This window comes from Brachyspira hyodysenteriae ATCC 27164, from assembly GCF_001676785.2.
Taxonomy (GTDB): domain Bacteria; phylum Spirochaetota; class Brachyspiria; order Brachyspirales; family Brachyspiraceae; genus Brachyspira; species Brachyspira hyodysenteriae.
On the sequence record NZ_CP015910.2, the window covers coordinates 340,645 to 360,413 of the forward strand.

Here is a 19,769-nt window from a genome sequence, read left to right on the forward strand (position 1 = left end):
ACCTATAAATAATAATATTAAATAAAGCTCAATTAATTTATATTAATTGGGCTTTAAAAAACAAATGAGGAGGGGTTATGACAATAACAGCATTGTCATCAATAATTACTATAGCAGTTGGTATAGCTTATACAATTATGACTTTTCAATTGCCGGATGCCAGTATAGGAAGAGCAGCAGAACCAAAAATTTTTCCTGCAATACTAGGCATAGCTTTTATAATATTAGGTGTTCTTCTATTAATAGATGATACCATAAAAAATTCTAAAAAAGAAAAAAAAGAAACAGTACAGTTTTCTATAGGAAACAATGGTAAGAAAATAGCTATTACAGTAGTTAATGCTGTTCTTTATGCTGTATTATTCAATGTAATAGGATATGTATTCGCTACAATAATATTCCTTGAAATAGAGCTTTTAATATTCGGAGGCCTTAAAGCTTGGAAGGTTTCAACTATAGTTGCTGTATTATTTAGTGTTATAGCTTTTTTAATATTTAATGTATTTTTGGGTATCTACTTGCCTAGATCACCATTCGGTATAATATAATAAAAATGGAGAATGCTAGTTATGGAAAGTTTTAAATTATTAATGGAAGGCTTTGGCGTAGCTATACAGCCTATAAATATATTGTGGGTAACTATCGGAGGTGTTTTAGGTACTGTTATAGGAATGCTTCCAGGACTTGGACCTGCTACAGGAGTTGCTATATTGCTCCCTCTTACATTTACTATGGGACCTGTTGCAGCACTTATAACTATGGGCGGTGTTTATTATGGTGCTATGTATGGCGGATCAAGATCATCTATACTTATAAATACACCTGGAGATGGTGCAGCTGTTGCAGCTACTTTTGACGGTTATCCTATGGCACTTCAAGGAAGAGCTGAACAGGCATTGGCTATATCTGCTATCGCTTCTTTTATAGGCGGTACAATAGCTACTGTAATAATGGCTTTTGTTGCTGTGCCTGTATCTCGTTTCGCTTTGAAATTCGGACCTGCTGAATATTTCATGTTATTCTTATTCGCATTATCTGCTACTGCTTCTATGACTGAAGGTAATGCAATAAAAGGATTTATTTCTATGGTATTCGGACTTATGGTAGCTACTATAGGTACTGACCCTCAGTCAGGTGTTAATAGATTTACTTTTGGAATATTAGAGCTTCAATCCGGAATAGATTTTCTTATCATAATCATTGCTATGTATGCTTTGGGAGAGGTATTAAAGAGCTTCAAAAATATAGAAGAAGGTAAGAAAAAAATGCAGACTAAATTCGGCCGTATATGGATTAGTATGGAAGAATGGAAAAGATGTGTATGGCCTATTATAAGAAGTTCGCCTTTCGGATTTATTATTGGTGCTTTGCCTGGAGCAGGCGGTACTATGGCTGCTTTGATGAGTTATAACAATGAAAAACAATTATCTAAACATCCAGAAGAATTTGGTAATGGTGCTATAGAAGGAGTTGCAGCTCCTGAGGCAGCAAACAATGCGGCTTCTGTTGGTGCTATGATTCCTATGTTAGCATTAGGAGTTCCTGGTTCTGGTACTACTGCTGTTATGATGGGTGCTTTGCTTATGTTAGGATTACAGCCTGGTCCTACATTGTTTACTACTCAAACTACTGTTGTATGGGGACTTATTGCTAGTATGTTCATTGGTAACATAATACTTGCAGTAGTTAATATTCCATTAGCAGGACTTTTGGTAAGAGTCTTAGCTATACCTCCTAAAATATTGTATCCTATAGTATTGGGATTAACTTTTATAGGTACTTATGCTATAAGTTATACTACTCATGATTTCTATGTATTGATAATATTCGGACTTATAGGTTTCTTAATGTCTAAAGCTAAAATTCCTAGCAGTCCTATGGTATTAGCTGTTATAATAGGAAACAGTATGGAACAGTATTTTAGAAGAGCTTACAAAGTTGCTGACGGAGATATGTCTATATTTGTTAAATCTCCAATATGTCTAGTATTATTAATATTGACTATAGCTTCTATACTATACCCTATAATAAAAATCGTTATAGAGAAAAATAAAAAAGCTAAACAAAATTAAATTAATTAATGTCCTTTATATGTTGAGGCTAGGCTTTATATATGAGCCTAGCTTTTTTATTTATATATATTTTTTTAAATTATTATATAATATTATTATTAATATATAAAAAGGAATTATAATGTATCAAGATTTTAATAAAACTAATTTACAGAATTTAGGTAATGGATTAAAAAGAAGAATACTAGCTTATTCAGATAATCTTATGACTGTTTATATGGAATTTAATGAAGGAGCTGTAGCTGAAAGTCATTCTCATAATGAACATGAACAAATTACATATATTATAGATGGTGAGTTTGAATTTATGGTTAATGGAGAGAAATATTTATGTAAGGCTGGAGATAGTCTTCATTTTGCTAAGAATATGGCTCATGGATGTAAATGCATTAAGAAAGGCAAACTTTTAGATACATTCACACCTAAAAGAGAAGATTTTTTAAACAATTAATTTATATGAATATCAATAATGCTTTAATATATTATTCTAAACAATTAGAAAAAATTAATGATGATTATAAAGTGTCTTATATTGAGGCACAAACTATTATAATGCATGCTTTAAATATTAATAAAATAAAATTAATATCAGAAGGTTTGAGAGAGCTTATAGATAGTGATATAAATAAAATAGAGAGATTTATAAATAGACGTATTAATTATGAACCTTTATCTTATATCATAAATAAAAAAGAGTTTTATGGATTAGATTTTTATGTTGATAATAATGTGCTTATACCAAGACCAGAAACAGAAGAGCTTATTGATTTGGTATTAGATTATACAAATGATGAAGATAATATTTTAATATGCGATATTGGTTCTGGAAGCGGAAATATACCTATAACATTAAAAAGATTATTTTTAGATCAGAATAAAAATATTGATATTACAGCGATTGAAATTAGTAATGGAGCTTTTGAAGTTATAAAGAAAAATGCTTTAAATATATTAGGCGATGAAAAAATTATAAATATAATAAATGCTGATGCTTTAACTTTTACGCCTGAAAATAAATTTGATATAATAGTTTCAAATGCTCCTTATGTGCCTTTAAGAGATAAAGATTTACTTCAAAAAGATTTAGAGTTCGAACCTCAAAATGCATTGTATTCAGGTTATGATGGACTTGATTTTTATAAGAGCTTTTTAAGTATAATAGAAAAATATTTAAAAGATGATGGAGCTTTCTTTTTTGAAATAGGTTATGATCAGGGAGAGGCATTAATTAATATATGCAATTCTCTTGATATAAAAAATGTTTCAGTAAAAAAAGATTTAAGCGGCAAAGATAGATTTCTTGTTTGTGAGAATATTAAGAATTGTTAATTTAATTTTAAGGAGAATGATATGCAGTATGTTAAATTTGGAAGCAGAAGAGGGGAGCATGGAGATATTAAACTTTTGGATATATTCTATAAGCATAATATAGTATTTGCTGAAGTGAAGGCTGGGGCAGAGAAAGTAAAAGAAAAGAAATTTTTAAAAGGTACTAGAATAATGATAGCTGATGGTTTAACTGCTGTTGCTATTGCCGAGGCTTTAACTGATTCGGATTCTCTTGATAAGTTTAATATCAAATTTAATAAAAATGAAATTGATAGAGTAAATATTGCAGATTGGGTAATAGCAGCCAAAGTAAAAATATATAAATTAAAAGAAGAGGATTATTTTCCTACAACAATAGGTAAATTTTATCATATAAAAAATAAAGATAAAATAAAATTAATAGATGAATTATTAGAAAAATATTTAAATTAATAAATATATGTTTATTCTTTATTGCCTCTTAATTTATCGAATAAACTTACTATACCAGCTATAATCAGACCGATTATACAAAATATTCCTCACATAAATACTCCTTTATTTGCATGTTTGATTATACCCTAATATAGTATTTAAAGCAATAGTTATAATTCCTTATAAATAATATCAGAAATAAAATTAAAATATTTATTCGTTATAGATTTTATTTTTTCATTAGCATTAATCTGTGCATAACCATTATATTTTTTTATCATTTCTATATCATTATTTGAATCGCCTGCAACTAGTATTTTATCTATATTATTTTTATTATTCTTTTCAATAAACTTATGCACAAAATCCACTCCATTTGCTTTATTAACAGTATTCTTTACTATATCAACTGTTCTAATATTAGCATAAGCTGTTACTTCTTCTTTGAACTTTTCATTAATTGTATTTGCAACAATTTCTGTACTTTCAGCATTAGGAGTCATTTTATTTATTTGTATGATATTTTTTAAATTTTCTATTTCATTTATATTTATTTTTTTATCTACTTTGAAAGGAAGATTATCATTGCCTTCTTTTGATTTTACAGACACTACATAATTATCATTTGCTATTTCTACTGTGCCGCCGAACTTTTCATGCAGAAATCTTATAACCTTATATGATATTTCATCATCTATAGTATCTTTAAATATTATTTCTCTTTTATTATTAAATACCAAAGCTCCGTTATTTGCAATTAGATAATCAAATTCTAAACCATGTTTGTCAATATGTTCAAATATAGAAAATTTATTTCTTCCTGTTGCAATGGTAAATATATTTCCAGCTTCTCTCCATTTTTTTATAGCATCGAAAACACTATCATCAATTTTTTCATGAATATATATAGTCATATCATAATCGCTAAAAAACAATTTCATAATAACTCTCTTAATTTATATTTAATTTTTATTGTTTAAATTTTTTAAATCAACACATTTTCTAATGTTTCAAAACTTTTATTTTTTGCATCAATTTTTACCATAGTACCATGTGCCATAGTAAGTTTTATTTTTCCATGTCCGCATTTTACATTTGTAAGTACAGGTATATTTAAATTGCTTAATCTTTCTATTATAGTTTCTTTAGCAGTTTTAAATCCTGTTTCTTTTTCGCCTTCAACTAAATCGCAGTTTTCAAAATCTCCTACTACAATTCCTTTTATTGATTTTCCTATTTCTTTTGAATTAAATAAAGTGGATATAACTCTGTCAATTTTATAAGGTTTTTCGTCTATTTCTTCTATATATAAGATATAATTTTTATTCAATTTTGGAAAATATTCTGTGCCGAAACTAGACATCATTACAATAAAATTTCCGCCTATAAGTATGCCTTCTGCTTTTCCATTATCTCCACAAGATATACTCTCAAAGTCTGAACCGTCTGGATTTTTATAAATGATTTTTTCTCTGCTATCTAAAACATCGAACATATTATTTAATGATGCTTCATCAAATGATTTTCCTTTTACCATATCTATGCTTGCCATTGGCGCATGAAATGTTATAAGCCCTGTTTTTTCATAAAAAGCCAAATGAAAAGAAGTTATATCGCTGTATCCTGCAAATATTTTAGGGTTATTTTTTATAATATCATAATCTAATTTATCAAGTATCCTAACAGCTCCGTAACCGCCTCTTGAGCATATAATAGCATCAACTTCATCATCTTCAAAGAAATTATTTAAATCTTCCGCCCTTGCTTCATCAGTTCCGCCGTATCCATTATGATTATCAAGCACATGTTTTGATAATTTGACTTTGTATCCTCTATTTTCTAAATATGCTATTCCTTCATCAAGTTTGTCTTTTGGGCATGCACTTGAAGGAGTTATTATTCCTATAGTATTTCCTTTTTCTAATCTTTTTGGCTTTATCATAAAATTAATTATTCTCCTATAATTTTTATCAATACTCTTTTTACTCTTTTTCCGTCATATTCTCCGTAGAAAATCTGCTCCCAAGTTCCGAAATCAAGTTTTCCATCTGTAACAGCCACAACAACTTCTCTTCCCATTAATTGTCTTTTCATATGAGCATCGGCATTATCTTCATATCCGTTATGATGATATTGACTATGAGGTTTTTCAGGAGCTAATTTTTCAAGCCATACTTCAAAATCCTGATGTAGTCCGCTTTCATCATCATTGATAAATACGCTTGCTGTTATATTCATAGCATTGCATAAAACAAGTCCCTCTTTAATACCGCTTTCATTTAGGCATTTTTGAACTTCAGGAGTGATATTTATATAACCTCTCCTTTTAGGGTAATTTATTTCTAAAACTTTTCTATAAGATTTCATTTTATTCTCCTAAAAAATTTTATTATCATAATATAATAAAACTTCAAGCATTACAAGTTTTAATGCATAGTAATATTAATATTTTTTATAATAATATTTTAATTTATTAGTTGCGGGGGGTATTAGAGTTTTAAATTTTATAAAAACTTGGGCGGGAGTTAACAATTCTAATTAAGTTTTATAGACAATTAATATTAAAATTCAAAATAAAGTATTAAAATTAAAAGGCGGGGTATGTAATAAAAGTTTAAAAATTTAATTACATTTGCCCACCCTTTATTTTTAAATTTCTTTATAATATTTGAGTATTATTTTTCTTTTTAATAATATCTGTTATTTTAGCTACCCACCCAAGATTTTTTTAAATTTCTAGCATATTCATCGCCGTGTAACTGAGGTATTATACTTTTTATTGTAGAGTAAAGTATTAATAAAAAGTAATGCTAAATAAAACAATATTATACTAATTCCAACTTTCTAATATTTTTTATATTTATATCATTTTTTGAAAGATAGCTTTTTATATCGCGTACTCTTATAGCTTTTTCATTGCTTTCTAAAAGTGTTATTAGTAAATCTTCGCCTTTCTTTATAGCTAAATAATCGCCTTTTCTCTCCTCGCTTGTTTTTAATTCTTCCTTGTTTGATAATATTTTTAATGCTTCTTTATCATTATTAGTTTCGATTTTGTAAATAGTGTTTTTTGGAAGGGATTGAATATTTTTAGCATTTAAAGGAGTAGATACTGCACTAATTATTTCGATGCCTATATGAGAAAGTAAATTATTTATTTTGTTTTTTAATAATTCTATGTCTATGGTGTCAGTTAAACTTATTTCCATATACTCTGCTTCACTCTCGCATGCAAATGGAGTAGGGGGAGTAAATACTACTTTTTCTAATGGGTGAAAACCTTTGCTTAATGCTATGCTTGCACCTGCTATTTTTAAAGCACAAATCATAACTCTTGATAAATCATGCATTCCTAAAAGTGATGATATTCCTTCTTTTTTGAATTTCATTAATACTTTATAATTTACAGCGAATATATCTCTTTTCTTTAGAGTTTTTAATTCTTCAACCATTTGAGTAAAGTTTGTATTTAAAACTTCTTTTTTGTATTTATGGCAGTATTTTTTATAATCTATACCGCAGTTTTGACAATTTCCTGTAAAGCAGTAATCTGTAAATTTCCCATTTTGAAATCTTTCGTATTCTTTATCAAAAAATTTCTGACTTACAAGAGTATCAATGCATTTCCAAGGCGTATTTATTTTTTTACTTAATAATTCTTTTATAGTGTATCCGCTTTCTTCTACTACTTCTTTCCAAACATCATATTTGAAATATTCTACCCAAGCATCAAATTTTGCACCTTTCTTATATGCTTTATAAATAATGTCTCCTATTTTTTCATCGCCTCTTGATATTATGCCTTCAATTTCTGCCATTCTAGGAGGATGATATTTTATAGCAACTTTAGTGCCTCTGAAATGATCTCTTACCTTTCCTATATAAGTAATTGCCTCTTCATCTGTAAGCTGATTATTATTTTCTAAAGGTGTATGAGGCTTTGGGATAAATACATTTATAGCAGCATTTATTTTTACTTTATTCTTTGATACCTTTATCATTTTTTCAAGAGCTTCTATTATTTCATCAGCTTCTTTGTCTGGATTATCAGTGAATCCTATCATAAAATAAATTTTTACTATCTTCCAGCCCATTTTCTGAACATCGGCAAGTATATTGTATATGGCATCTTCATCCATTTCTTTATTGATTTTTTCTCTTAATTCATGGCTTCCCACTTCTAATGCAAATGTTAATCCTGTTTTTCTAAACTGTGCTATTCTATCTGCAGTGTCTTTATCGAATGAATCTATTCTTAATGAAGGCAGAGAAAGAGAAAATCCTTTATGCTCTCCTAATGTCTGTAAATATTCGATTAATTCTCCAATATGAGGATAGTCATCAGCAGAAAGAGAGAATAAATTTAAAGTATTAGCTCCAGTTGCTTCTAATGATTCCATTGCTATATCAACTATTTTTTCTATAGTGCGGTTTCTTACAGGTCTATAAGTAATACCAGCCAAACAGAATCTGCAGCTATGAGTACAGCCTCTAGCTATTTCAACGGATATTCTATTTTGAATGCCTTCCACAAGTGGTACTAAAGGCTTCTTCACATAAGGCATTTCATTAATATTTTCAACGAATATTCTTTTTACATGTTCTCTTGGATATTTTGGAACATAAGCGTATTCGAGTTTTGAAAGCTCTTTTAAAATATCATCTCTTTTAGCTCCGTTTTTTTTGAGATTATAAATTATATCTACAAAGTTTTTCATCTCAAAATCAAACTCACCAAATAAAAATACATCAATAAAATCAGCCAAAGGGAATGGATTAAATACGCTTGGTCCTCCTGCAGCTATTATAGGTACATCTTCTCCTCTTTCATCTCTATGTATAGGTATTTGGCTTAATTCCAAAACCTGAAGTATATTTGTATATATAAGCTCATACTGCAAAGTAAATCCCAAAACATCGGCGTCTTTTACTCTGCTGAAAGTTTCTAAAGTATAAAGAGGTATATTTTTTTCTCTTAAAAGTTTTTCAAAGTCTTCAGCTACTGCATACACTCTTTCACATGAAGCGTATTCAATAGAGTTAATAACCTCATAAAGTATAGAAAGCCCTAAATTGCTGATTGCTATTTCGTACATATCAGCAAAGCACATAACGAATTTAAAAGGCATATCAGGTTTTATTATAGCATTTATTTCACCGCCTAAATATCTAGTAGGCTTTATTATATCTTCACTTTTAACAAGTTCTAGTATTTCGTTTTTCAAATTTTCGCTCATTATTTTGTATAGTCCCAATTATTGTTTTGAATTATTATATAGCAAAGTTTAGTATAATACAAATTATATTATAAATATATTAGTTTTCTAGTTTTTATTGATTAAACTATATATATATTGTTTTTTTTAATATTAAAATATTTATAATATATAAATAATCTATTAAATGGAGTATATAATGGATTTTATTACTGAAATGGAAAACTTATTGGATAAAAAAGAGCTTGATAAAGTTATTAAAAGATGTAAAGAATTAATAGAATCTAGTTTGAAACATCAATCAGACAATAGTAAATTATTTGATTTAGCTTTAGCATATTATTATTTAGGAAGAGCCCAATCTGATTATGATCAAGCTATAGAATGTTATAATAATTCTGTAAAATATTGCGATGAATTAATAGAATCAGATCCTAATATGGGTAAAGTATATACTATAAGAGGATTAGATAATCATTATTTAGAAAAGTATCAAGAGGCTGTTAAAGATTATGATAAAGCTATAGAACTAAATAGAAATGATTATTATGTAATATATAATAAAACTTTATCTTTAGCTCAGTTAGAAGAGTATCAAAAAAGTATTAATATACTTAAACAAATTGTAGATAAAACAGATGATGAATTAAAAGTTGATATATATAATAATATTGGGCTTTATTTATATTATTTAGAAGATTACAAAGAATCTTTACATTATTTAAATAAATCTATAAACTTAAATAAAAAACATTATTTAGCCTATTTTAATAGAGGAATTACAAAAGCTGCTTTAAGAGAATATAATGAAGCTATAGATGATTTTAATATAGGAATATCAATAAATAGTGAGGATTTTAGAGCTTATTATTATAGGGGAATATTAAAATGTCAAATTAAGAATTATGAAGATGCAATATTAGACTTTGATAAAATGGCTAGTCTATATATAAATATTGGTATGCATAATATTGTAAATATCATTATGGATTTTGTATATAATTTAAATAGTATAGAAAATATTTTTAATAAATTAATATCTTGTGATAATATATGGAAAAATGATAAAATATTCTCTATTTTATATGATAATGATGCAATTAAAAAAAATCCTGAGATGATAAAATATATAAAAACTAATTTACTTTATCAATATTATTTACTTACTATTCTCTCTTTTAATAATACGCTTCTAGAAAAGTATTATGATGATAAAGTTAATATAAATCATTATTTAACATTAAATACATTAATGATATTATTGGATGAAAAGAAATCTGATGCGTTAAATTCAAATAATATGAGAATAACGAATATAATAACAGCAAATGATTCAAAAGAAGGAAAAATATTAGAGGAAATTTTACAAATAAATAATAGATATATAAATATAGAAAACATAGATAATTTAATAACATTTCAAACATCTTTTTCAAGAAATACTGATTCTTTAACTATGTTCAGACTATATGGTAAAGAAAATGATAAGGAATTTACAGGAGCATCAGTGATCATAAAAAAAGATTATTTTAATGATAATAAAATAATGTCAAAATTAATTCCTATGGATATTGTTAATCAAAATCCTGTAAGAAGAAATTTATATTGGATTTTATACTATAATGAAAAAGAAAATATATTAGTTTTTAATCCTACAGATTCTAAATATACAAATGTTGTTATAGATTTAAAAGAAATTGATACCATAGATAATAGTGATTATAAATATTCTAATATAGTCAATATTATAAAAAAAATTTTTAAAAATATTTTTGAAACAGTAGATTTCATAAATAGCAATATAACTGATTGGCAGCTAAAAAATTATATATTTAGTTATTTGTTTGAAAATATAAAATATGTTATTAAACATGAAGCATTTTTTGAAGAACAGGAACTAAGAATATTAATTATATCTGATATTGAATCAAAAAATATACAAATGGATACAAAGATAAGAAAATTATATGTTAACTATCTTAAATTATTTGATGATAAATCGAATTATATAAAAGAAATTATTGTGGGCTCTAAAGTTGAAAATGTAGAATCAATAATAGAATATATTAGAAAATTGTTATCAAGTAAACAAAATAAAGAATTGCATAATATACCTGTAACTTTTTCAAAAGCACCGCTAAGATAATTGAGATATGTTAAATAGTTTATAAATAAAAAAAGATTATACTAAAAATTTTTAAGTTTGTCAATTTTTATATTGTTCTTTTTCCAGCCGCAAAAATAACCAAAAAGTGCAAGGATAAGATTAGTACCAAATAATACTAAAATTGTTTTATATGTAAATAAATTATCACTTTAAGCTCAAATATAGCCCTTCTCCGAAGGCGTACTGTGCCTGCTTCTCGCTGCAGGCGTACTTCGTATGTGGCAACAAAAGAAGTGGGCTACGGGGTAAAGCCCTGCAAATATTTTTAATTAAAAAAATTATTTTTGACAAAATATAGTTGTTTAGGTATATTTTATATAAAAATAAAAGAGGCTCACTAAAAAAGCAAACCTCTTTATATTTTTATTATTTTTATAAATGTTTTATCTAAATAATTGTGTTATATCGTTAATAGTTATGAATATAGCCAAAGTTATTAAGAAAGCAGCACCAACAGCCTGTATCTTAGTTAAAACTTTTCTGTCTATAGGTCTTCTCATTATAAGCTCTATAAATGAAAATACTATCATACCACCGTCTACCACAGGTAAAGGAAGAAGATTCATTAAGAAAAGTATCAAACTTATAGTAGCAGTAAATGAAAGTATAGTTCTAAGTCTGTATTCTATATCAACAGAAATTACCTGAGAAGAAATCTGTATTATTCTTACAGGACCTCCCAAATTTTCACGAACAGATAATTTTCCTGTGAATAAAAGTTTTAATCCATTAAGATATGATATAATATAATTTCCTGTTTCCTTGAAAGCTTCTGGTATAGATTTAGGAAAAGGTATTCCAGCAACTCTTTCAACTCTCATAGGAGTGCTGTCAAATTCTACTCCCAAACTTCCGTAAGTTCCAACTGTTTTTGAAGTTACAGGTCTTGGTATAGCTTCTCTTGTTATCTCTTCTCCATTTCTAAGGACAGTTATATTGATTTTCTGAGAAGCATTATCCATTACTATAGGTCTGAAATCTGCTATATTATTAGCATTCATTCCATTAATAGATATTATTTTATCGCCTGCCATAAGTCCAGCTTCAGAAGCAGCAGAATCAGCTATTACATTTTTTATTATTAGGTCATTTCCAAAGTATAAACCCAATGCTCTCTCTCCGCTTAAAGCCTTTAACATTTCAACAGAAGGTATTATTATATCTAAAGTTTCACCGTTTCTGTTTAATGTGAAAGTAATATTTTCAGCAGCTTTCTGTATTGCTTCATCATTTATTGTTTTTAATATATCATTATCAGATTCTACTTTTCTTCCATTTATAGCAGTGATAGTATCTCCGCTTTGTATGCCGTATTCATAAGCTAATGTTATGCCTGATTTTGAATGCATATATTTTCCATCTTTGAATACTGATACAGTAGGTGAATATAAGTCTATTTTTGAAGGAAGAGAAACCAATACAGCCAAAAGTACAAAAGCGAATAAATAATTAAAGAAAGGACCAGCAAAATAAACTATTATTCTTTTTAGAGGAGACATATTCAAAAAATCTCCTTCTTCTACTTTGCCGTCTTCAGCAATTTCACCTTTAAACTTACAGTATCCTCCGAAAGGTATTGCCGAAAATCTGAAGTCTATTCCTTTAATTTCTTTTTTAAAAAGTATAGGACCGAAACCTATAGAGAAAGCCTCAGCCTTTATTCCAACTGCTAAGCCTGCAAGTAAATGTCCCATCTCATGAACGAATACAAGCACACTTAATAGTATAATAGCACCTATCCAACTCAAATTAAGCCTCCTTAAATTATTTTATAGTTCTTATTGAGAATAATTACTAATAAGTATATATTTAATATAAATTTATTTCAATATTTTTTTATAAATTATTAACATGATACATTATAATTGTAGAATTTACAATATGTTTACATTTAATCTTTTTAAAGATAACAAAACTATTGACAAAATATATTAAATTTGTTAGATTTTTTCTATGATAAGACTTTTTATATTATTTTTATCAATTTTTTGTATATTTATTCTAGGATGCAATCATAAAATATTAAATCCAAATATTGATAATTCAAATAACAAATCAAAAACTATGTATTTTAAGTTTAAAGTATCAGGTAAATTATCTTTGAATAAATTTAAATATGGAAATGAATTTTTTAGAAATAATTTCTCTTGTACCATACCTTTAAAAGATTATGATGAATCTAAAAACAATAATACTGCTTTAATTTCAATAGTTTTATATCCTGATAATAATACATATAAATTTACATTTGACGGTTTTGAAAGTAAATAGTTATAGAAATTGTATCTATTTTATATTTTATTAGTAAATTATATTTGTTAATTTTACAATATTTTTCATTTGATTATATGTAAAAATTACTATATAATACCCTAAACTAATTAATATAAATTTACTTGAATAATATTTTGATGATAGAATATAAATCGTATATTGCAACACAAAATAGAGATTACTTTTTATCTCATAATATGGAATGTATTACTTTAAAAAATTCCTCTATAAAAAAAATTTTGAAAAGCACAAAAAAAGATGATAATTTGATAAATATATTTCTATACGATGATGATAAGAATAAATTATACGGATATTATGAAATAGATGTTAATAACAGAAAACAAATAGATGATAATTATACTAGTATAAATATAAGTGATAACTATAAGAGAAGAAGAGGAATATATTATAAATTAGAGGATAAATATTCAGACTTTTCAATATATGAAATAGATATAAAAACATTTTCAAAATTAAAAGACAGATTAATACTTTTAAATGATAATATATCTCAGACATTTTTTTCATGCTCTATAGATAATAATATTTTTAAGTACCAAGCTATAGAGACATATCCCTCACTTTATGTAGCAGAATATGAAAAGCATTTTGATAATAAGGCATATGAAAGTATATATAAAGAATATCTTCGTTTATTAAAATATTCAAATAGCGAGAATAACAGCATAGACAGGTATATAGAACTTGGAAGCTATTTAATGAATATGCTTATTCCGGAAAAAGATTTCAGAGAACATTTGCTTGACGGATTTAGAATAGTTTATCTTCATCTTGATGATAATACATATACTATTCCTTGGGATATACTTTCTTTTGATGGAAAATTTTTATCAGAAAATATAATTTTTTCATATAGCAATGCTTCTAATATTTTGCATAATAAAAAGTCAGATAATAAAAAATTAAAAATGGCCATTATATCAATACCAAATGATGATATTGTAAATGATAAACAAGAGATTGATTCTATTTTATCATTGCAGAATAATATAAAAAATATAGAAATAGATTTATATAAAAAAGAACATAATTATTTTGAGTTTGTTAAAATATTAGAAAGCTATGATATAGTTCATATTATAACTCATGGATATAAAGACGGAATAAAATTAAGTGAGGATTATATATTAAATTCAGTAACTGCATTACAAAATCCTCCTTCTCTTATTTTTATTAATGCATGCAATATGGAAGAAGTTGACAATAAATTAACAAAATCACTTCTTTCTTCTGGGGTAAGTACTGTTATTTCCGGCATTGGTTCTTTAGCTGATGGTATGTATTTAGATTTTATTTATAGTTTTTATAGTAATTTGCTTCATAAACATGCAAGAATCAATACTGCGCAGGCATATTATTTTGCTTATGTTGAAGTTAAAGAGTTTTATAAAGGGTTTATACGATATAGATTCAATGGAGTTCCTGTATATGTTTAAATTAATTAGATTTATTTATTTATTAGCGGTAATATTAGTAATTACTTCATGTAATGATGAAAATATAACACCTATAAGAACTAGGAAAATAGCTCCTAAAGTTTCAAGTGCTTTTAAATCTCCTGCATATAATTTGAGAATAAAATATATTATACTTCATTATACTGCTTTAAATGATGATTTATCTTTTAAAGTATTAACTGATCCAGGAGTATCTGCTCATTATCTTATTACTACAAGAGAAGATGAACCTATATATAAACTTGTTGATGATAATGACAGAGCTTGGCATGCAGGTATCACTATGTTTGATAATAGACATAGTATGAATGATACTTCTATTGGTATAGAAATAGTAAATTTAGGATTTTTACAAAAAGTTACAAATACTTATGAAGATTTAAGAAGAATGACAAAAAAACAAAGAGAGGAGTTATTTTTTATTCCCTATGATGAATATATAGAATTTGAGGACAGTCAAATAGAGAAGGTAGCATATTTACTTAAAGAGTTAATAGAAAAGTATGGTATAAAACCTTATAATATATTAGGGCATTCGGATATAGCTCCTTACAGAAAAAAAGATCCAGGACCTAAATTTCCATGGAAAAGACTTTATGATGAATATAATTTAGGCATATGGTATGATGAATATGATTACAGCAATTTTTTAAATGATAATGAATATAGAAAAGCAAAGGTAATGGATATAAAAGAAGAGTTTATAAAATACGGATATACAAGCATGCCTACAAACAATGTGTGGGATTTTGATTCAAGAAAGGTTCTTTATGCTTTTCAATGCCACTTCAGACCTGAAAAAATAGATGGAAATATTGATAATGAAACTTATGCTGTTATTAGGGCTTTAAATCTTAAAGTAAAAAAGATTAATGAAATGGAAGAGCGTTCTAAAGCTAATAACTTCCTTACTAATACATTCTTTACTAATATATTTATAAGCAATAATATAATAAGCACAAATTGGAGCTACAATACAAATACTTCATTAAGGAAATAGGATTTTATATATGCTTACTGTTTACATTGCTGCAAGAGATATAGGTAATTATAAAGACAATACTGAAAGATTAAAAGAGGTTTTAATTGAAAGCGATATTGTCTTAGTTGAAAGTTTCAGAGAGGCTACTACACTTTTTAAAGCACTTAATATAAATAAAGATAAAGAATGTTTGATAGAGTTTAGCGAACATACAAAAAAATCAAAAGATATTGATGAAATAATTACAAAGATTATAAATTGCAAAACTGTTACTCTTATAAGCGATTGCGGCACTCCAATATTAGAGGATCCTGGAAGATTATTACTTGAATATTGTTATGCTCATAATATAAAGGTTCGTCCTGTAGCAGGTGTAAGCAGTGTTACGGCCGCTATAATGTGTTTGCCTTTTAATTTCAAAGAATTTTATTATGCTGGGCTTTTACCTCGTGATGACAGAGAACGTGAAAAAAAATTATCATATTTAAAAAGATTAAATGTACCTGTTATAATATTAGACACGCCATACAGATTAGGCAAAGTTCTTAATGCCATTAAAAAAGTTTATTCTAAAGATAAAGAAATAGCTTTATGTTTGGATATTACAACTGAAAGCGAAGAAATCATTATAGATAGAGTATCAGATATATGCAGTGAATATCAGGAAGGCAAAAAAAGAGAATTTGTAATTGTTATAAGCTGATTATAATTTTTAATCGCACGCTGAGTGATGCTAAAAATATAAAATTGATTATTAATTCAAACTAAATTTCTTATCAAGATGCATTCACCGTGCGTTTAGAAAATTTTTAAATTTAATTAACGCTTGGGTGGGCATTCCTTTTTATAATTTAAGCTTTTAATATAAATAAAATTTTTAATTGAAATTAATACTATAAATTTTAAAGGGCGGGGTATGTAAATAAAGCAAAAAAACAAAATTTTATTTTAGATTATTATAAATATTAAATTATAACATCATAAATATTTCTTGTTTCAAGTACTTTTACTCCCACTTCATATTCACGCATATATTTAGCAAGTCTGTATCCGTTAATCAAAATTATTTTTATATCTTTTAATTCTTCTACAACTTTTTTAGCCTGCGGAGTGTAATCTGAAGTTGTTATAAAAATTCCTCTGTTTATGCCATTGACATTTTTAAGCCCATGAGCAAATTTAGTTATTTCTGTATCATTAACTTTATTATTTTCTTTATAGCATTTGCATTGTATGCCTATCATATCAAAACCGAATTTATCCATAGTAAGAGTACCATCAATTCCTCTGTCTCCGCTTCCACCTGTTCTATACTTTTTACCATAACCCATTTTTTCAAGCAGTTCTAAACATATATTTTCAAATTTAGTACCCTTGTCAACATTGTTATCACCCATAGACTGCAAACGATCAAGTATATCTTTCTCTACACTTTCATAATATTCTTCAATGCTCTTTTCTATTTCATTTCTATTTTCATCTTCTTCTAATTCTTTATTATTATTTTCTTCTATATTGTTTTTATCTTTATGCTTAATATTTATTAAATATGGAGTTTTTTCTTTTAATGTTTTGAAATCAAAGTTAGGATTTTCTTCATAGAATTTTTTACCGAAATCAGTTATTTGATATACTCCTCTATCAACATTTTCAATTAATTCTGCTTGTTTTAAAAATGTTAAATTCCAATGTATTTTATCTTTAAATTTTGAATATCCATTCTTACTTGATTTTACATTTTGATAAACTATATTATAATCTTCATCACTTGTATTTGAATACTCTTTTATCTTTTCATATGTTTTACTTCTATGTACTGCTTCATTAACTTCATAAAAAAATTTTAGAACATATTTACAATAATCTTCAGTTACTAAAAGTGCCATTTATAAAACTCCTAAACTTATACAACAAAATAATACTTTAATAATCTCTTTTTTACAATGTTTTTTATTTTATTCTGAAACCCCACCCTTTATATTTTTTAGTTTTAATTAATTATTTTACTTTTATTATATTTATAGCCCTATCAGAATTTTTAGCACCCACCCAAGTTTTATTTAAAGTTACAATCTTTTCAGCGCACGCTGAGTGATTATAAAAATATAAAATTGATTATTAATTCAAATCAAATGTATTAATAAGATTGATTTACCGTGCGTTTAGAAATTTTTAAATTTAATTAACGCTTGGGTGGGGGTGCTTTTTCTAATTTAAGCTTTTAATATAAATAAAATTTTTAATTGAAATTAAAACTATAAATTTAAAAGGGCGGGATTTAAAATATATATGTTTTTTACCAGATTAGATTCAATAAAAAACTTTAATTAGAATTTGTATAACCGGGTATTTCAAATATAAAAGTATTTGTTGAAACAAAATTTAGAAAGCATAAAAAATTGCATTCTTGATATAAAGATGAAAAATAATTTTTAATTTTATTATTGTTTTAATTTGATAATATCAGTTTCGTTTTCTTTTTTGTATTCCTGCTCTTCATCTGAATTATTTATTATAACAAATTGGCATTTTCTGTCTTTATCATTATACTCAGATGAATGAGTAGAGCCATATCCTATATATCTAAGTCTATCTTTATCTATTCCTTTATCTACTAATTTATCAAATATCGCTTTTGCTCTGTTTTCAGATAAATATATATTATAATTTGAGTCCCCTATACTGTCGCTATGTCCTTCTATTATTAGATTAATATCTCGATTATTATTTAAATATTTGCAAATTTCATCTATCCCTTCATTATATTCATTTTTTAATTCATAAGAATCAAAATCAAAAGATATTATATTTGCAGTAAGAAGAATCTCATTATCATCTTTCTGTATAACCTCAGTTTGCTTTATAACTTGAGGTTTTTCTTCTTCTAAAGCATCGTTATTTGTAAGTTCTTCTTTTTTTTCTTCTGCTTTTTTACTTACTTGTGCTTGAGTATTTGTATATTCTTTTTTTTCTTTTATAGGATCTGCTACAGTTGTAATATCATCTTTTTGTATATATGTTTTTGATGCTGTTTTTGTAGACTGACTATTATCATTATAAAGTACAGCATGGAGCTGTTTACTAAAAGCTAATACTACAACATGTTTATCATTAGTAGAACATGAAGCTGCCAAAATTAATACAAAGATTAAAGTAAAAATTTTTTTTATCATAATAACCTTCTTAATAAATTATCTTATGGTAAACCTAGCTCCAAGAAGCACCTCATGAGCATCATGGAATCCAAATCCTAATAAGTATCTGTATCCCAAATCTACGGCAAACCAATCAAGTATATTATACGCTAAACCTGCATTAATTCCAAATGCAAAAGAGCTTCTAGTAATAAGGGCTTTCCCTATAGTATCTGTATAGTTATGATACATTTGATATAATCTATTTCCAAAAGATAGCCCGAAATATATACTCATATTAGGGATTCTATTGTAAAGTGCTCTAGTAGTAAGATTATCTAATTCATTGTTTCTTACAAAAAATATATTTATATCATAATATACGCTTGCCATTATACTTTGTATCCAAGTGTCTTTTTTATTAATTACTCCTTGGAACATATATTCTATGTCAAATCTTAAAGGCACTAATCTAGTTTTTCTGAATAAATCATATCCTACAGCAAAACCGCCGCCTATATAATTATTTTTTTCAAGAAAAGGAAGCTTTCCTAATTCCAATCTATTTGTTTTATTAAGAGCCTCATGTTTGAAATTAATTTTAGGGGCTATATAAACACCTGAGAAAATTGCTGCTGAGAGATTTTTATTTGAAAAGGCAACAATAAAAAATAATAATACAATCACTAATCGTTTCATA

18 protein-coding genes are annotated in these 19,769 nt (G+C 26.4%); 10 read left to right on the forward strand and 8 right to left on the reverse strand.

The features are described 5' to 3' along the window. Positions 1-77: 77 nt before the first annotated feature. The 5 genes from BHYOB78_RS01495 (at position 78) to BHYOB78_RS01515 (ending at position 3,833) form a co-directional block, all read left to right on the forward strand. The gene (locus BHYOB78_RS01495; RefSeq protein WP_012671590.1) at positions 78-548 is read left to right on the forward strand and encodes a tripartite tricarboxylate transporter TctB family protein; all 471 of its coding nucleotides are present in this window, start codon (positions 78-80) and stop codon (positions 546-548) included. A 21-nt stretch (positions 549-569) separates the two neighbouring features. Next, positions 570-2,072, forward strand: a complete 1,503-nt coding sequence (locus tag BHYOB78_RS01500; RefSeq protein ID WP_012671591.1) for a tripartite tricarboxylate transporter permease — start codon at positions 570-572, stop codon at positions 2,070-2,072. A gap of 121 nt (positions 2,073-2,193) precedes the next feature. Next, positions 2,194-2,523: a cupin domain-containing protein gene (locus tag BHYOB78_RS01505; protein WP_012671592.1), complete on the forward strand. Its 330-nt coding sequence runs from the start codon at positions 2,194-2,196 to the stop codon at positions 2,521-2,523. Positions 2,524-2,528: 5 nt separating this feature from the next. Next, positions 2,529-3,401 (forward strand): peptide chain release factor N(5)-glutamine methyltransferase, encoded by an 873-nt coding sequence (gene prmC, locus BHYOB78_RS01510; RefSeq protein WP_020064441.1) that lies wholly within the window; start codon positions 2,529-2,531, stop codon positions 3,399-3,401. Positions 3,402-3,422: 21 nt separating this feature from the next. Continuing rightward, positions 3,423-3,833, forward strand: a complete 411-nt coding sequence (locus tag BHYOB78_RS01515) for a hypothetical protein (RefSeq protein ID WP_012671594.1) — start codon at positions 3,423-3,425, stop codon at positions 3,831-3,833. Positions 3,834-3,985: 152 nt separating this feature from the next. On the opposite strand, the gene BHYOB78_RS01520 is transcribed toward BHYOB78_RS01515, so the two are convergent. From BHYOB78_RS01520 to BHYOB78_RS01535, 4 genes are all read right to left on the reverse strand, one after another. Next, complete coding sequence (locus tag BHYOB78_RS01520) at positions 3,986-4,756, reverse strand: HAD family hydrolase (RefSeq protein WP_020064442.1); 771 nt, start codon at positions 4,754-4,756, stop codon at positions 3,986-3,988. A gap of 44 nt (positions 4,757-4,800) precedes the next feature. Beyond that, positions 4,801-5,757: a S66 peptidase family protein gene (locus BHYOB78_RS01525; RefSeq protein WP_020064443.1), complete on the reverse strand. Its 957-nt coding sequence runs from the start codon at positions 5,755-5,757 to the stop codon at positions 4,801-4,803. A gap of 8 nt (positions 5,758-5,765) precedes the next feature. Next, a complete protein-coding gene (locus BHYOB78_RS01530) occupies positions 5,766-6,182 on the reverse strand; it encodes a secondary thiamine-phosphate synthase enzyme YjbQ (RefSeq protein WP_012671597.1) in 417 nt (138 codons plus the stop codon). 458 nt (positions 6,183-6,640) lie between these two features. Beyond that, a complete protein-coding gene (locus BHYOB78_RS01535) occupies positions 6,641-9,052 on the reverse strand; it encodes a TIGR03960 family B12-binding radical SAM protein (protein ID WP_020064444.1) in 2,412 nt (803 codons plus the stop codon). Positions 9,053-9,230: 178 nt separating this feature from the next. Between BHYOB78_RS01535 and BHYOB78_RS01540 the strand changes: the two genes are divergently transcribed. After that, positions 9,231-11,177, forward strand: coding sequence for a tetratricopeptide repeat protein (locus BHYOB78_RS01540; RefSeq protein WP_020064445.1), 1,947 nt, complete (start codon positions 9,231-9,233; stop codon positions 11,175-11,177). A 404-nt stretch (positions 11,178-11,581) separates the two neighbouring features. Here BHYOB78_RS01540 and rseP read toward each other — a convergent pair whose 3' ends face one another. Continuing rightward, a complete protein-coding gene (gene rseP, locus BHYOB78_RS01545; RefSeq protein WP_020064446.1) occupies positions 11,582-12,946 on the reverse strand; it encodes an RIP metalloprotease RseP in 1,365 nt (454 codons plus the stop codon). A 205-nt stretch (positions 12,947-13,151) separates the two neighbouring features. Between rseP and BHYOB78_RS01550 the strand changes: the two genes are divergently transcribed. The 4 genes from BHYOB78_RS01550 (at position 13,152) to BHYOB78_RS01565 (ending at position 16,638) form a co-directional block, all read left to right on the forward strand. Next, positions 13,152-13,469 (forward strand): hypothetical protein, encoded by a 318-nt coding sequence (locus BHYOB78_RS01550; RefSeq protein WP_012671602.1) that lies wholly within the window; start codon positions 13,152-13,154, stop codon positions 13,467-13,469. 140 nt (positions 13,470-13,609) lie between these two features. Further along, positions 13,610-14,932, forward strand: a complete 1,323-nt coding sequence (locus BHYOB78_RS01555; protein ID WP_020064447.1) for a CHAT domain-containing protein — start codon at positions 13,610-13,612, stop codon at positions 14,930-14,932. Then, the gene (locus BHYOB78_RS01560) at positions 14,925-15,953 is read left to right on the forward strand and encodes an N-acetylmuramoyl-L-alanine amidase (protein WP_020064448.1); all 1,029 of its coding nucleotides are present in this window, start codon (positions 14,925-14,927) and stop codon (positions 15,951-15,953) included. The genes BHYOB78_RS01555 and BHYOB78_RS01560 overlap by 8 nt, the downstream gene beginning before the upstream one ends. Positions 15,954-15,963: 10 nt before the next feature. Beyond that, positions 15,964-16,638 carry an SAM-dependent methyltransferase gene (locus BHYOB78_RS01565; protein ID WP_020064449.1) on the forward strand — a complete coding sequence of 225 codons (675 nt, stop codon included), beginning with the start codon at positions 15,964-15,966 and terminating at the stop codon, positions 16,636-16,638. A gap of 262 nt (positions 16,639-16,900) precedes the next feature. On the opposite strand, the gene BHYOB78_RS01570 is transcribed toward BHYOB78_RS01565, so the two are convergent. The 3 genes from BHYOB78_RS01570 to BHYOB78_RS01580 form a co-directional block, all read right to left on the reverse strand. Further along, on the reverse strand, positions 16,901-17,821 hold the full coding sequence (locus BHYOB78_RS01570) for a restriction endonuclease (protein WP_020064450.1): 921 nt from the start codon (positions 17,819-17,821) through the stop codon (positions 16,901-16,903). Positions 17,822-18,376: 555 nt separating this feature from the next. Beyond that, positions 18,377-19,108 (reverse strand): OmpA family protein, encoded by a 732-nt coding sequence (locus tag BHYOB78_RS01575; protein WP_020064451.1) that lies wholly within the window; start codon positions 19,106-19,108, stop codon positions 18,377-18,379. Between the two features lie 18 nt (positions 19,109-19,126). Next, on the reverse strand, positions 19,127-19,768 hold the full coding sequence (locus tag BHYOB78_RS01580; RefSeq protein WP_020064452.1) for an outer membrane beta-barrel protein: 642 nt from the start codon (positions 19,766-19,768) through the stop codon (positions 19,127-19,129). Position 19,769 lies beyond the last annotated feature (1 nt).